Source organism: Pseudomonas botevensis (assembly GCF_019145475.1).
Lineage (GTDB): Bacteria > Pseudomonadota > Gammaproteobacteria > Pseudomonadales > Pseudomonadaceae > Aquipseudomonas > Aquipseudomonas botevensis.
In genome coordinates this window covers 63,559-77,239 of the sequence record NZ_JAHTKI010000017.1, presented here as the reverse complement: position 1 = coordinate 77,239, position 13,681 = coordinate 63,559, and the positions used below count along the sequence as shown (strand labels likewise).

Here is a 13,681-nt window from a genome sequence, read left to right as displayed (position 1 = left end):
CACGAATCTGAACAATTATTGTGTTCTGGATATTGGTCTACGCTTGCGTGCAAGACTGCCTGACTGAAATTGGCCGTGAGCTGTTCGGCCACTGTTACGAATGGGCAAGGAGGGCATTGCGACCCGGCTGGCCATGTAAGGATGCTGACAAATGCCGCGTATTGATGTCCCCGTATTACATCGTGGTTTACGCCCTTTGTTTCGAGTCGCGCTGTGCAGCCAGTTGCTCTGGCCGGCCATCGCGTTCGCCGATACGGCCTACGATCAGATGGTGCTCGACGCCCGGGCAGGGCATTACACGCCTGCGCTGACGGTGCTGCGCCAGGTGCCGCCCGGTCAGTCGACCAACGGGCAAGTCAGCGATCACTTGCAGATCGCCAGTTGGGCCGGACTCGATGCCGAAGTGGTCAAGGTCTATGAAACCGAGGGCCGCGACCGCGCGCTGCCGGTTCAGGCGCTGACCGCCACCGCGCGGGCCTATCGCAACCTCAAGCGCTGGGATCAAGCGACGCAGGTCTACAACAAGGCCCTGGCGCAGGACCCGGACAATGCCGATCTGCAACTCGGCCTGGCCCTGACCCAGGCGGACTCGGGCAAGCCCGACGAGGCGGTGATCCGCGCCCGGGCACTGGTGGCGGCCAAACCCGATGATCCTGCCCGTCGCCTCGCCCTGGGTTATGCCCTGACCCGCGCCGGCAAGCAGTACGACGCCTTGTTCGAATACGATCAGGCCTTCATCCGAGCCGGCAGCAAGCCGGAGGTCGCCCGCGAATACGTGGTCGCCCTGCAAAAGGCGCGTCTGCCGGAACCAGCCCTGCGTCTGGTCAGGCAACGACCGGGGCTGATTGATCCGGTGACCCAGCGCCGTCTCGAAGGCGATCTGGCCGCCGAGCGCGTGCGCCTCGCCGAACTCGCCACCCGCAGCGAAAAAGAACGCTACGTCATCGCCGACCGGGCGCTGGCGGACTACGACCAACTGCTCGCCACCTGGACCCCGGACGCCGCTGCCCACGACGACGTGACGCGCTGGCGCATCGACCGCATGGGCGCGCTCAAGGCCCGGGCGCGCACCGCCGACGTCATCAGCGAGTATCAGAAGCTGCAAGCCGAAGGCGTGCAGATTCCGACCTATGCCCTGCGCTGGGTGGCGGCCTCGTACCTCGACCAGCGCCAACCGGAAATCTCTACCGATCTCTATCGTCAGGTACTCGCGGCACCGGACGCCGATGTCGGCGACCGCCTGGAAGACACCACGGCGCTGTACTACTCGCTGCTGGAAAGCGATCGCGCCGCCGAGGCCCGCAAGGTCGCCGAAGACCTGGCCAAATCCCAGCGCCCGCGCATCGAACTCAAGGGTTTGCCGATCGGCAACCCCAACGACGAATGGATGGACGCCCAGCAACTCGCGGCGCAGGCCGGCACCTACGGTTCCGATTTGCCCCACGGCGAAGAGCGTTTGCAGGCGCTGGTCGATCAGGCGCCGGGCAATGTCGGCCTGCGCCTGGCCCAGGCTGACCTGTACCTGGCCCGCAACTGGCCGCGCCGCGCCGAAAACCAGCTCAAGGAAACCGAGAGCATGGTGCCGCGCGACATGGGTCTGGAGATCGCTCAGGCGCGGACGGCCATGGACTTGCAGGAATGGCGGCAGATGGATGCGCTGACCGATGACGTGGTCGCGCGTTTCCCCGACAACCGTCAGGTGCAGCGTCTGGCCCGCGAGCGCGAAGTGCATGACATGTCCGAACTGCGTGTCGAAGCCTACGGCGGCAAGGCCAATGGCGGCGGCAATGGCAATGCCGGCGCGGTCAGCGGCAGTCGGGACTTTGGAATCCAGAGCACCCTCTACAGTCCGCCGATCGATGAAGACTGGCGGGTATTCGCCGGTGTCGGTTATGCCACCGGCGACTTCGCCGAAGGCACCGGTAATCATCGTTTCCAGCGGGTCGGTCTGGAGCGTCGCACCCGCGACATGACCCTCGAGGCGGAAATTTCCAACCATTCCTACGGCTTCGGCGACAAGCAGGGCGCGCGTCTGGCGATCGCCCGCGACATCAATGACCACTGGCAATACGGCGGCAGCCTCGAATACCTGTCCGAGCAAACCCCGCTGCGGGCGCTCAACAGCGACATCAAGGCCAACGGCGGCAGCGGCTTCATCCGCTGGCGCGCCAACGAGAGCCGTGAGTGGAAACTGTCCGTCAGCCCGTCGCACTTCAGCGACGGCAACAACCGCGTCGAAGCCTTGCTCACCGGGCGGGAAGGGATCTACAGCGCACCGAACATCCAGGTCGACGCCGGCCTGGAAGTCGGCACCAGCCACAACTCCAAATCCGACGATGTGCCGTACTTCAACCCGAAGTCGGACTTGAGCGTGATGCCGCTGCTGAACGTCAACCATGTGCTCTACCACCGCTATGAAACGGCGTGGAGCCAGCAGTTCCAGGCCGGCGCCGGTACGTACAGCCAGCGCGACCACGGCACTGGCGGCATGGCCTTGCTCGGCTACGGCCAGCGCTACGCCTGGAACGACGTGTTCGAGGTGGGCGGTCTGTTCAGCGTGATCAACCGGCCCTACGACGGTGACCGGGAAACCGATCTGCGCCTGCTCGTCGACCTCACTTTCCGCTTCTAGAAGAGTTTGAAGATGCCTTTGATTTCGCGTTTCATCCTTCTGCTGGGAGTGCTGCTGGTCAGCGCCTGCGCCCAGCAAGCCCCAGCCTTCGCGCCGCCGTCCGAGCGCCCGTTGGCGGCCAATGAAAAGCCCTGGCCGAAAAACCATGTCCTGGGCATTGCCTACCACGACGTCGAGGATCGCGATCCCGATCAGGCGGTGGTGGCAGTGCGCACCGAGCGTCTGATCGAGCAGCTCGCGTGGCTGCGGGAAAACAATTACAAACCGGTGACCGTCGACCAGATCATGGCGGCGCGCAAGGGTGGGCCGGAATTGCCGCCCAAAGCCATCCTGTTGAGCTTCGACGACGGTTACTCAAGCTTCTACACCCGCGTGCTGCCGGTGCTGCGCGCCTACAACTGGCATGCGCTGCTGGCGCCGGTCGGCACCTGGATCGATACCCCGCTGAATCAGCCGGTGGACTTCGCCGGCACCCCGCGTTCGCGCGCCGACTTCCTGACCTGGGACCAGGTGCGGGAAATCTCGCAATCGGGGCTGGTGGAAATCGCCGCGCACACCGATGCCAACCACAAGGGCATCCTCGCCAACCCGCAGGGCAACATGCAGCCGGCCGCCGCCACCCGACGTTACGATCCGGTGAGCAAGCGCTATGAATCCGAAGCGGATTTCCAGGCACGGATTCGCACCGACGTGGCGACCATTTCGGAAAAAATCCGCAAGGTCACCGGCAAAAAACCAAGGATCTGGGTCTGGCCGTATGGTACGGCGGACGGCACGTCGCTGACCGTGGTGGGCGAAGAGGGCTACGAAATGGCCCTGACCCTCGATGACGGTCTCGATGCCCTCGACAACCTGATGAGCAGCCCGCGTTTCCTCGTCGCATCCGACCCTGACGGCGAGCACTTCGCCAACAGTGTCGTCGGCGTGCAATCGGACTTCACCATGCGCGTGGTGCATGTGGATCTGGACAACGTCTATGACCCGGATCCGGCGCAACAGGAAATCAACCTCGGCAAACTGATCCAGCGCATGGCTGACATGGGCGCCAACACCGTGTTCCTGCAAGCCTTCGCTGATCCGCAGGGCGATGGCCTGGTGCATTCGCTGTATTTCCCCAACCGCCACCTGCCGGTGCGCGCCGACCTGTTCGACCGGGTGGCGTGGCAACTGCGTACCCGTGCCCATGTGAAAGTCTTTGCCTGGATGCCGGTGCTGAGTTTCGCCCTGGATTCGAAGCTGCCACGGGTGACACGCTGGGACCCGCAGACCGGTGCCACGTCCGTCGACCCGGATCAGTACAAGCGTCTGTCGCCGTTCGATCCGCAAGTCCGGCAGGTCATCGGCGAAATCTACGAAGACCTGGCGCGCCTGACGTCGGTCGACGGCGTCCTCTACCACGACGACGCGGTGCTCTCGGATTTCGAAGACGCCGGCCCCGAGGCGCTGAAAACCTACGCCGCCAACGGCTTGCCAGGCTCGATTGCCGCCCTGCGCGCCGATCCGGCGGCGATGCAGCGCTGGACGCGGTTCAAGAGCCGTTACCTGATCGACTTCACCAAGGAGTTGACCGCCAAGGTCCGCGCCATCCGTGGCCCGCAGGTGGAAACCGCACGCAACATCTTTGCCGAGCCGATGCTCAATCCGCACAGCGAAGCGTGGTTCGCGCAGAACCTCGACGACTTCCTCGTGACCTACGACTGGACCGCGCCGATGGCCATGCCGCTGATGGAAAAACAGCCGCTGGCGCGATCCGGCGAGTGGCTGGAGTCGCTGGTGGCGACGGTCAAGGCACGCCCCGGTGCGCTTGATCGCACCGTATTTGAATTGCAGGCCCGGGACTGGACGAAAAAGGATCAGAACGAAATCGACGGTGCCCAACTGGCCGACTGGATGAACCGTCTCAAGCGCCAGGGCGCGGCGAGTTTCGGTTACTACCCGGACAATTTTCTCGAGAACCTGCCGGACCTGAAAAACGTGCGGCCTGCGCTCTCCAACAAATGGAATCCATAACATGCTGGATAGACTGTTAGCCCTGCTTGTTCTGGCGCTCGTCCTCGGCGTGCCGCTGGGACTGATCTTCCTGGTCACCGGGCAGTTCCTGATGGACTTCGTGTTCTTCTACCCGCTGTTCATGTCCGGGCTGTGGATTTCCGGTGGCCTGTATTTCTGGCTGCACTGGGAGCGGCACTGGCCGTGGAAGGACGATACGTTGCCGCCGCCGCTGGAAGGCGAGCCGCTGATTTCGATCCTGATTCCTTGCTACAACGAAGGCGACAATGCGGCCGATACCATCCACGCGGCGTTGGCCCAGCATTACCCGAACATCGAAGTGATCGCGATCAACGACGGCTCCAAGGACAACACCGCCGAAGTGCTGGACGCGCTGGCCCGGGAAGACTCGCGTCTGCGCGTGCTGCACCTGGCGGAAAACCAAGGCAAGGCCGTGGCCCTGCGCATGGGCGCGATTGCCGCGCGCAGCGAATATCTGGTGTGCATCGACGGTGACGCGCTGCTGGCACCGAACACCGCCGCCTATCTGGTCGCGCCGATGCTCGACAACGCACGCCTCGGCGCCGTGACCGGCAACCCGCGTATCCGCACCCGTTCGACGCTGGTCGGGCGGGTGCAGGTTGGTGAGTTCTCTTCGATCATCGGGCTGATCAAGCGTACTCAGCGGGTATTCGGCCGGATCTTCACCGTGTCCGGGGTGATCGTCGCGTTCCGCCGCACGGCGCTGAACCGGGTCGGCTACTGGAGCCCGGACATGATCACCGAAGACATCGACATCAGCTGGAAGCTGCAACTGGATCACTGGAGCATCTTCTACGAGCCCCGCGCCCTGTGCTGGATCCTGATGCCGGAAACCCTGCGCGGCTTGTGGAAGCAGCGCCTGCGCTGGGCCCAGGGTGGTGCCGAAGTGCTGTTCAAGAACATTCGCGGTATCTGGCAATACCGCCACCGTTACCTGTGGCCGCTGCTGTTCGAATACTGCCTGTCCACCGGTTGGGCGTTCACCTTCCTGTTGTCGGTGATCTTCTGGGCGGTGGGCAAATTCGTGGTCATGCCCGAAGCGATCGCCGTCCATCACCTGATGCCGCCGGCGTTCACCGGGCTGCTGTTGGCGTTTGTCTGCCTGGTGCAGTTCGCGGTCAGCATCATCATCGACCGGCGTTACGAACCGGGCCTGGGCAAAACCATGTTCTGGGTGGTCTGGTATCCGATCGCATTCTGGTTTGTCAGCCTGCTGACCACGCTGGTCAGCTTTCCCAAGGTGCTGTTCGGTCAGCATCAGAAGCGTGCGCGCTGGGTCAGTCCTGACCGGGGCATCAAGCCGATCGGGGACGACGAAGAGGAGGTCATCAAATGAAAATCATCCGAACTCGTCAACGACCCTTCATGGTCGTGGTCGATGTGATCCTCACCGTAATAGCCTGGATCGGCCTGCTGTTTCTGCTGGTGCGCGGGCTATGGCCGCTGATCGAGACGCATGCCGGTGGGCCGCGCATCGACAATTCGGCGTTCGAAGCCCTCGGCACGTTGCAGATTTACTTGTGGGTGGCGCTGGTCAACGCGGTCATTCTGATTTCCTGGGCGCGTTACCAGCAGCGCAAAAGCAAAAGTTTCTCCCAGCGTCGTCTGGCGGCGCCGATGGTCGACGACGAAGGGCTGACCAAGAGCTTCAAGCTGTGCGATGAGCGTTTGCAGAAGCTGCGCAGCCCCGGCGTGATCACCATTCACAACAATCAGGACGGTGATGTCAGCCATGTGGTGCCGCACTTCTGGCCGGTGGAGCCGTCGGAAATCCCGCCGCCCCTGGCGCCGCTGGAGCACCCGCGAGTGATCTTTCTGCACGCCGAGGACGACGACAATCGCGAGCCGGTCAACCGCATTACCTGACTTCGCGAATCAACCGCCATGCCTGCTCCATCGGCAGCGGCTGTTTCATCCGCTCCGCCAACAGCGCCATGGCCCGCTCTTCTTCGCAGGCCACGGCGGCCACCACCACGCCGTTTCGGCCAAACAGGCCAATGAACGGCGGCTGCTCTGGCGCGCCGCTGAATTCGACTTCGTCCCACTGCCCGGCGTGGCCGAGGTAGTCGTAGCTCTTGCCGAAATGCCAGGTCCAGAAGAACGGCACGTCGAGGTAGTGTTCCTCGCCGCCGAGCATATTGGCGGCGGCGATGCGCGCATGCTGTTGGGCCAGGCGCCAGTGTTCGATGCGCTGCGGCTGGCCGTTCAACGGAAACGTGGCGATATCGCCAATCGCCCACAAGCCATCGGTCACGCGCATGCCGTCATCGACCCGCAGCGAGCGGTCTTTTTCCCGAGGCAGGCTGGAAAACGCCTCGGTGGCGGGATGCACGCCGATCCCCGCCAGCACCAGATCCGCTGAAAGACGCAGACCGTTGTCCAGCAGCACCGCCTCGACCTTGCCGTCGCCGGTGACCTCTTTTGCTTCATGGCCGTTGATGAATTTCACCCCGTTGGCTTCGTGCAGCGCGCGGATCGCGCGGCCCACGGCTTCGCCGAACTGGGCGGCGAACGGGATGGCGTGGCGTGCAAGCACCGTCACGTCGAGGCCAAGTTGGCGCAGGGCCGAGGCGCATTCGAGGGCAATGAAACTGTCGCCGATGATCACCGCCCGTTGATCCGCTTCGGCCACGCTCATGATCCGCTCGGCCTGGGCCTTCGAACGCAGAACGAAGACGTGCGGCAAATCGGCGCCGGGCAGCTCCAACGGATTGGGTTCGCCCCCGGTCGCCAGCACCGCTGCATCATAAGCGAGGGTTTGGCCGTTGTTCAGGTGAAGGGTTTTGGCCTGGGCGTCCAGCGAGGTGATTTCACCTTGCAGGCGCTCGATGCGCTGCTCCTTATAGAAGCCGTCGTCGCGCAACGCCGGGGTTTCCTGCGGCGGCATTTCGCCGGCGAGGACAAATTTGCTCAGCACCGTGCGGTCGTAACCGGCGTCAGGCTCGCGGTCGATCATCAGGATCCGGCCACCAAAGCCCTTTTCCCGCAGCGCCGCCGCACACGCGGTCCCGGCGGCTCCGGCACCGGCAATCACGAACGCTCGCGGGTCGTCGGCAGGCGGCCTATGCGGATCGGGCAATGGCTGGTCGTCGACCCAGACTTCATCGCCGCGCAATTCCAGCGGGTAACGCGTCAGGCTGTCGAGGGCCGGGGGCTCGCACAACGCACCGTCCTCCACCCGGAACGCGGCTTTGTGCCATGGGCAGATCAGTCGTCCGTGACACAGCGCGCCGTCAGCCAAGGGCGCGCCGGCATGCGGGCATTCACCCTGAAACGCGCGCAACTGGCCGGCGGCGCGCAGAAGGACGATCTTGCAATCGCCAATCTGCACGGGCAGGCCACGGTCTTCAGGGACATCGGCGAAACGGGCGACACGGTGCAGGGACATGATCTGGCTCCTCGCGGGCATTTCTCTTACGAGTTTGCGCCGCAATACGAGGTTCATCCAATTGCTACTGCCACGGCATGAACGGTACGGCTATAGTTTGCAGGCCGACGACGGCCCAACTGCACAAGGTGCCCGGAATGACCCGATTGACCTCTCTCAACCCTTGGCTGGCGGCCGTTGCCGTCGCCCTTTGCGTGCAGTTCCCCGCGCAGGCCCAGGAGCGCTTCACCCTCAACATCCCTGGTGTTTCCGATAACCGTCTGTTCACCTCGGCGGCGGCCAGCGATGCGGCCGGTTGCGGCGGCAAGAACCAGTCGCCGGCCTTGAGCTGGAATGCCGGCCCGACCGGCACCCAAAGCTACGCCATCGTCATGCACGACCCGGACGGCCAGAAAGGCCTGGGCGTCGATCACTGGATTCATTACGGCATCAAGTCCACGACCCGGCAGATTCCGGCGGGCGTCGGCGCCAAATCCGCGCTCGAAGGTGTCGGCGGCACCAACAGCAAGGGCAACACCCATTACATGGGGCCGTGCCCGCCGGTTGGCGACAGCGCGCACCACTACATTATTCAGATCTACGCCCTCGACCTGGCTCCGGACGCCTTGCCCGCCGGTCTGACCCGTGCCGAACTGATGGAAAAAATCAAAGGTCATGTGCTGCGCAACAGCAGTGCGGTGCGGCGTTATCACCGCTGAAAAAATTTTCAGCGGTGTTTAACCCGAACCGAAAGGGCTGACCGTCTCAGAGGATGAATGGATCAATTTCCTCTGAGGTCAGCCCCCATGTCCTTTCCTTCTGTCTTGCTGCGACCGGTTGCCGTCGGCGTGCTGCTGGTCATCGCCGGCTGCGGTGTTCCCTCCAACCCGCCATCCGCCGTTGTGCCGCCTGTACCCTCCGCCTCACAGCCTGAACCCAAATCCGAGGTCATGCAGGAAGCCGTCATGGCCGACAGCGTGATGGCCAAGCGCAGCCTGCGCCCGGCTCCCATCGCAAGTGTCGCCCCGATGCCTGCCGGAGAAAGTTATCCACAGGGCTACCGCGATGCGCAGCGCGAGCAATACCAGACCCTGACCGACAATCCGATCCACAGCGTTGCCGAGGCGCCGGTCTCGACCTTCAGCGCCGACGTCGACACGGGCGCCTACGCCAACGTCCGGCGGCTGCTCAATCAGGGCCGAATGCCGCCGGACGGCGCGGTGCGGCTGGAGGAGATGGTCAATTACTTTCCCTACGACTATGCGTTGCCCAGCGACGGCTCGCCCTTCGGTGTGACCACCGAACTGGCTGCCTCGCCGTGGAACCCGCACACACGCCTGCTGCGCATCGGCATCAAGGCTTCCGACCGCGCGGTGGCTGAACTGGCCCCGGCGAATCTGGTGTTTCTGGTGGATGTGTCCGGCTCGATGGACCGTCGCGAAGGTCTGCCACTGGTCAAAAGCACGCTGAAACTGCTGGTCGATCAGTTGCGCGAACAGGATCGGGTGTCGCTGGTGGTGTATGCCGGCGAATCACGGGTGGTCCTCGAACCCACATCCGGACGGGAAAAGGCGAAAATTCGCACAGCCATCGAGCAGCTGACGGCGGGCGGTTCCACCGCCGGAGCTTCCGGCATCGAATTGGCCTACCAGATGGCCCAACAGGCGTTCATCCCGAAAGGCATCAACCGCATCCTGCTGGCCACCGACGGTGACTTCAATGTCGGCATCAGCGACTTCGACAGCCTCAAGCAAATGGCTGTGGATAAACGCAAGACCGGGATTTCTCTGACCACCCTGGGTTTTGGTGTGGATAACTACAATGAACATCTGATGGAACAACTGGCCGATGCCGGCGACGGCAACTATGCCTACATCGACAACCTGCGCGAGGCACGCAAGGTACTGGTGGATCAACTCGGTTCGACCCTTGCCGTGGTGGCGAAAAACGTCAAATTGCAGGTGGAGTTCAACCCGGCGCAGGTCCGCGAATACCGCCTGCTTGGTTACGAGAACCGCGCGTTGCAGCGTGAGGACTTCAGCAATGACAAGGTCGATGCCGGGGAAGTCGGCGCAGGACATACGGTGACGGCGCTGTATGAAATTGTTCCGGCGGGGGAGAAGGGGTGGCTGGAGCCGCTGCGCTATGGCAAGTCGGGCGCGGTCGTTTCCGAAAAGAACGGAGAATTGGCGATGCTGCGTGTGCGTTATCAACAGCCCGAAGGTGGGAAAAGTCTTCTGATTGAGCGCCCGATCGCCAATCAGGTCGCAACGGCCAGCGAGGATCTGCGCTTTGCCGCCGCCGTGGCCGCATTTGCCCAGCAACTCAAGGACGGCCGCTACACCGGCGACTTCAGCCTCAAGGACACCGCAACCCTGGCCCGTGGTGCCCGTGGCGATGACCGCTTCGGCTTGCGCAACGAGTTCGTGCAACTGGTGGAGCTGGCGCAGAGCCTGCGCACGACAACCGCATCGAACGGGATGCCCACTGACCGACGGATTGAATAGTGAGCCGCTTGAAGGGCTTTATCAGTCAGCTGTTTGCGCCTGCAAGCAGCCTTGAGGCCAGCAGCGATGAGTCGTTGCTGGCCCGTTATCGCGAGGGTGACGGCGCGGCGTTCGAGATGCTCTACGCCCGCCATCGCCAGAGTCTGTACCGGTTTCTGCTCGGGTTGAGCGGCAAACCGGAACTGGCCGATGAGGTCTTTCAGGAAACCTGGCTGAGCCTGATCCGCAGCGGCAGTCAGCCACAAGGTCGGGCGACTTTTCGTACCTGGCTGTTCCAGATTGCCCGCAATCGGCTGATCGATCACTGGCGCAAGCACGGTGCCCACCAGCCCTTGCACGATAGCTACGATGAGCAAACCCATGCGGTCAGCGACGAAGCGACCGATCCTGAACAACTGCTGAGTCTCAGCCACGACAATCAGCGCCTGGAAAGTGCTCTGCAAACCTTGCCCGCCGATCAGCGCGAAGTGTTCCTGCTGCGCGCCCATGGCGACCTCGACCTGGCGCAAATCGCCAGCCTCACCGAAACACCGCTGGAAACCGTCAAGAGCCGCTTGCGCTACGCCCAGCAAAAACTGCGTCGGCTGCTGGCCGAGGAGGTACTGACATGACTGACGCCCGCCAGACACCCGAGGCGCAAGTGCTCAAGCACTTCCGCGAACAACAGAACGGCGAACCGCCGGCGGATCTCGACGCGCTCATCCTCGACGCTGCTCGCCGCGAAACCCCGGCACCGAAACCCGGTCTGTGGCAGCGTTGGCTTCAGGCTTGTCAGAAACCGCGCTGGCAAGTCGCCTTCGCCAGCCTGATCGGCGTGGCGCTGATGCTGTCGCTGGTGCAACGCGCACCGGAACCGGTGGCTCAATACGACTTTGCCCCGGCCGCCAAGCCCGCCGCACCGCTGGCGCGCAAGCAAGCCGCCGAACCGCGCGCCCTCGCCGCGCCGTCCGCCGCCATGCCCGCTCCCGCACCGATGGCAGAGATGGCCGCGCCGATGCAAAGCGAATCGATCAGCGCCGACATGGCTGACGAAGCCAAATCCAGCAAACGCGCCCCGGCTCCTGCCTCGGTCAACGGCCTCGACGAGCAATTGCGCGAAGTCCTGCGCCTGCGCGAAAACGGCCAGCCGCAAGCCGCCGATGCGCTGTTCAACAACCTGCACAAGCGCTATCCGAACGTAAACCTCGACCTGCGCCTCGAACAAATCCGCCAGAACTGACCGCACAACCTCCAGCCATTTGGCATTGCCCCGCAAAAACGCGCACTATCGGGGCATTGCCGATGCGCTGGAGAACACCGTGGCACCAAAAATCGACCGCATCGCCCAACTCCTCAACTGTCCGGAAAAGGGCGAAGAGATGCGGCGAGCGATTACCGAGACGCGTAAGGAGTTTCTGCTGAATCAGCCGGAAGAAGACGTTGTTGATGAGGACGACGTGTTTGAGGAGGTTGAGGACGAGGATGATGAATACGATGAGTTTGACTGGACGACGGAGTGAGCCGTAGCGGTTCAGTGTTGAATTGCCATCCACAAAAAAGCCCCGGACCTTTCGATCCGGGGCTTTCTCGTTTCTGTTCATGGCGCACCAGGCGGGATTCGAACCCACGACCCCTGCCTTCGGAGGGCAGTACTCTATCCAGCTGAGCTACTGGTGCAGCGGGCGACATCATACCTAGGTCGGCTCGGGGCGTCCATGCCGGTTTTCGCTGGCTAATTGTCAGTGGTCGTGTCCGCGAGGGTGCATTTCAAAAGGCGGTAACGTCCTGCAAAACGCTCTCGTGGCAGTTTGGCGAGGCTGATCTATTGTTTTCCTGCGGCGGGTTCCTCGATCGCCTTCCTTCAGGAGAAATGCATGAGCGTCGTCAATCCTCAGATCACCGATTCCGTTACCCAATCGAGCGTGCAGGTGGTCGGTTCCGCGCCCGCCACGGCCATCGCCACGCTGACGCAGGTCACCAGCCATGCGATCAGTCTGGCGTTGGAGAATGCGGTCAGCCAGCAACAGGCGCTGAACATTATCGGCAACGCCACCGTGGCCGCTGCGGTGCAGCAGATTCTGGCGGTAGGAGGGCGGTCATGACGGCGAAGGATCAGGCCCAGACCGATAATACTGAGCAGCCGGCAGTCGATCCTGCCGCCGCAGCGGCCGCTTTGCTGGCCTCGCTCAACGAGCAGTTGCTCACGCAGACCGCCCAGGGCGTGGGCGCCGACGCCTTGAACCGGCAGATCGTCGAGGCGGTCAATCTGCTCAACACCCAACTGGCTGCCCATGCACCCACCCTGGCGTCTTTGGGGCCGGAGCTGCTGATTCGTCAGGCCAGCGGGTTGGTGGCGCAGTCGGCGGCAAGTTATTTCGACGGTGTCACCAAACTGGCCCTGGCCTCGCAAGGCGTTTTGCTGCGACAGATGACCGAAAGCATTATCAAGGACGACCTCGATGCCGCCACCGAAAGTGCGCTGGGGGCGCTGAACACACACCTGTTGGTGGGCGGTGCTGCGGCGGTGGCTGCCGCCAGCGGCGTGCTGGATGCCGAGGGTGTGAATCAGGCGCTGGAGCGAATCAACCAGAGCATTGCCCAGTTCAGCGCCAGTCAACCTGAACGTACACCCACCGCCTGAGCAGTATTTGCAACACCCACCATCCCGTGAAAGGAGTCGGAACATGGCAACCGTGAATGATCAGATCACCGATGCAGTCACCCAGACCAGCGTGAAGGTTGTGGCCGAAGCGCCGGCCCTGGCGATGGGCTCGCTTTATCAAAGCATGGCGCACTCGACAGGCCTCATGTTCGAGAATGCCGTCAACGCCCAGCAGCAACAAAACGTGCTGGCGCAGGCCGCAACCAATCAGGGCGTGATGCAGATCTACAGCGTCGATACCGCAGCCGAGGCCGTCGCGGCCCAGAAAATCCTCGAGGATTCTGCCGCCAAGACAGCGAAGTCCTGAGACTCCCCGCAACGGGCAGCCCCGTGAGTCTGGCGGGGCTTGTTGCTCGTTGATCTGAAAGTCTGTGCAAATGCGGCGTTTTTGTTCTTTTTTTTGAACAGACTATTGTCCTTTAACCCCCTTTGAACCTAGGATTCGTTTGAGATTTCAAACGCTCCTTGTCTGGGTGCTGAGCCGCACGGGTTTCGAATCGTGC

General features: G+C 62.9%; 13 protein-coding genes and 1 tRNA gene. 12 read left to right on the top strand and 2 right to left on the bottom strand.

The window, feature by feature from the left end:
• The first annotated feature begins 151 nt into the window (after positions 1–151).
• From pgaA to pgaD, 4 genes are read left to right on the top strand one after another with little or no spacing between them, the layout of a single operon-like run.
• Positions 152–2,632 carry a poly-beta-1,6 N-acetyl-D-glucosamine export porin PgaA gene (gene pgaA, locus KVQ74_RS20790; protein ID WP_217833031.1) on the top strand — a complete coding sequence of 827 codons (2,481 nt, stop codon included), beginning with the start codon at positions 152–154 and terminating at the stop codon, positions 2,630–2,632.
• 12 nt (positions 2,633–2,644) lie between these two features.
• A complete protein-coding gene (gene pgaB / locus KVQ74_RS20785) occupies positions 2,645–4,642 on the top strand; it encodes a poly-beta-1,6-N-acetyl-D-glucosamine N-deacetylase PgaB (RefSeq protein ID WP_217833030.1) in 1,998 nt (665 codons plus the stop codon).
• 1 nt (position 4,643) lies between these two features.
• A complete protein-coding gene (pgaC, locus tag KVQ74_RS20780; protein ID WP_217833029.1) occupies positions 4,644–5,999 on the top strand; it encodes a poly-beta-1,6-N-acetyl-D-glucosamine synthase in 1,356 nt (451 codons plus the stop codon).
• Positions 5,996–6,529, top strand: coding sequence for a poly-beta-1,6-N-acetyl-D-glucosamine biosynthesis protein PgaD (gene pgaD, locus KVQ74_RS20775; protein ID WP_217833028.1), 534 nt, complete (start codon positions 5,996–5,998; stop codon positions 6,527–6,529). Before pgaC ends, pgaD begins: the two co-directional genes overlap by 4 nt.
• Here pgaD and KVQ74_RS20770 read toward each other — a convergent pair.
• Complete coding sequence (locus KVQ74_RS20770; RefSeq protein WP_217833027.1) at positions 6,522–8,051, bottom strand: FAD-dependent oxidoreductase; 1,530 nt, start codon at positions 8,049–8,051, stop codon at positions 6,522–6,524. The two genes, pgaD and KVQ74_RS20770, sit on opposite strands and share 8 nt — an antisense overlap.
• A gap of 137 nt (positions 8,052–8,188) precedes the next feature.
• On the opposite strand from KVQ74_RS20770, the gene KVQ74_RS20765 reads away from it, so the two are divergent.
• From KVQ74_RS20765 to KVQ74_RS20745, 5 genes are all read left to right on the top strand, one after another.
• Entirely contained in the window at positions 8,189–8,749 is a 561-nt protein-coding gene (locus tag KVQ74_RS20765) for a YbhB/YbcL family Raf kinase inhibitor-like protein (protein ID WP_217833026.1), read from the top strand.
• 87 nt (positions 8,750–8,836) lie between these two features.
• Positions 8,837–10,537, top strand: a complete 1,701-nt coding sequence (locus KVQ74_RS20760; protein WP_217833025.1) for a vWA domain-containing protein — start codon at positions 8,837–8,839, stop codon at positions 10,535–10,537.
• A 29-nt stretch (positions 10,538–10,566) separates the two neighbouring features.
• Positions 10,567–11,148 carry an RNA polymerase sigma factor gene (locus KVQ74_RS20755; RefSeq protein WP_217833073.1) on the top strand — a complete coding sequence of 194 codons (582 nt, stop codon included), beginning with the start codon at positions 10,567–10,569 and terminating at the stop codon, positions 11,146–11,148.
• Complete coding sequence (locus KVQ74_RS20750) at positions 11,145–11,756, top strand: hypothetical protein (RefSeq protein ID WP_217833024.1); 612 nt, start codon at positions 11,145–11,147, stop codon at positions 11,754–11,756. The genes KVQ74_RS20755 and KVQ74_RS20750 overlap by 4 nt, the downstream gene beginning before the upstream one ends.
• 19 nt (positions 11,757–11,775) lie before the next feature.
• The gene (locus KVQ74_RS20745) at positions 11,776–12,036 is read left to right on the top strand and encodes a hypothetical protein (protein WP_217833023.1); all 261 of its coding nucleotides are present in this window, start codon (positions 11,776–11,778) and stop codon (positions 12,034–12,036) included.
• An 80-nt stretch (positions 12,037–12,116) separates the two neighbouring features.
• Here KVQ74_RS20745 and KVQ74_RS20740 read toward each other — a convergent pair.
• Positions 12,117–12,193: transfer RNA gene (locus tag KVQ74_RS20740), tRNA-Arg, on the bottom strand.
• A 197-nt stretch (positions 12,194–12,390) separates the two neighbouring features.
• On the opposite strand from KVQ74_RS20740, the gene KVQ74_RS20735 reads away from it, so the two are divergent.
• The 3 genes from KVQ74_RS20735 to KVQ74_RS20725 are packed head-to-tail and all read left to right on the top strand — an operon-like array spanning position 12,391 to position 13,485.
• Complete coding sequence (locus tag KVQ74_RS20735) at positions 12,391–12,618, top strand: RebB family R body protein (protein ID WP_217833022.1); 228 nt, start codon at positions 12,391–12,393, stop codon at positions 12,616–12,618.
• Positions 12,615–13,157 (top strand): hypothetical protein, encoded by a 543-nt coding sequence (locus KVQ74_RS20730; protein ID WP_217833021.1) that lies wholly within the window; start codon positions 12,615–12,617, stop codon positions 13,155–13,157. The genes KVQ74_RS20735 and KVQ74_RS20730 overlap by 4 nt, the downstream gene beginning before the upstream one ends.
• A gap of 43 nt (positions 13,158–13,200) precedes the next feature.
• Positions 13,201–13,485: a RebB family R body protein gene (locus KVQ74_RS20725; RefSeq protein WP_217833020.1), complete on the top strand. Its 285-nt coding sequence runs from the start codon at positions 13,201–13,203 to the stop codon at positions 13,483–13,485.
• Positions 13,486–13,681 lie beyond the last annotated feature (196 nt).

Coding starts and splice junctions, on each gene's coding strand:
- pgaC (WP_217833029.1), top strand. CDS start 4,644: ATGCTGGATAGACTGTTAGCCCTGCTTGTTCTGGCGCTCGTCCTCGGC.
- pgaD (WP_217833028.1), top strand. CDS start 5,996: ATGAAAATCATCCGAACTCGTCAACGACCCTTCATGGTCGTGGTCGAT.
- pgaB (WP_217833030.1), top strand. CDS start 2,645: ATGCCTTTGATTTCGCGTTTCATCCTTCTGCTGGGAGTGCTGCTGGTC.
- KVQ74_RS20725 (WP_217833020.1), top strand. CDS start 13,201: ATGGCAACCGTGAATGATCAGATCACCGATGCAGTCACCCAGACCAGC.
- KVQ74_RS20760 (WP_217833025.1), top strand. CDS start 8,837: ATGTCCTTTCCTTCTGTCTTGCTGCGACCGGTTGCCGTCGGCGTGCTG.
- KVQ74_RS20730 (WP_217833021.1), top strand. CDS start 12,615: ATGACGGCGAAGGATCAGGCCCAGACCGATAATACTGAGCAGCCGGCA.
- pgaA (WP_217833031.1), top strand. CDS start 152: ATGCCGCGTATTGATGTCCCCGTATTACATCGTGGTTTACGCCCTTTG.
- KVQ74_RS20765 (WP_217833026.1), top strand. CDS start 8,189: ATGACCCGATTGACCTCTCTCAACCCTTGGCTGGCGGCCGTTGCCGTC.
- KVQ74_RS20770 (WP_217833027.1), bottom strand. CDS start 8,051: ATGTCCCTGCACCGTGTCGCCCGTTTCGCCGATGTCCCTGAAGACCGT.
- KVQ74_RS20750 (WP_217833024.1), top strand. CDS start 11,145: ATGACTGACGCCCGCCAGACACCCGAGGCGCAAGTGCTCAAGCACTTC.
- KVQ74_RS20735 (WP_217833022.1), top strand. CDS start 12,391: ATGAGCGTCGTCAATCCTCAGATCACCGATTCCGTTACCCAATCGAGC.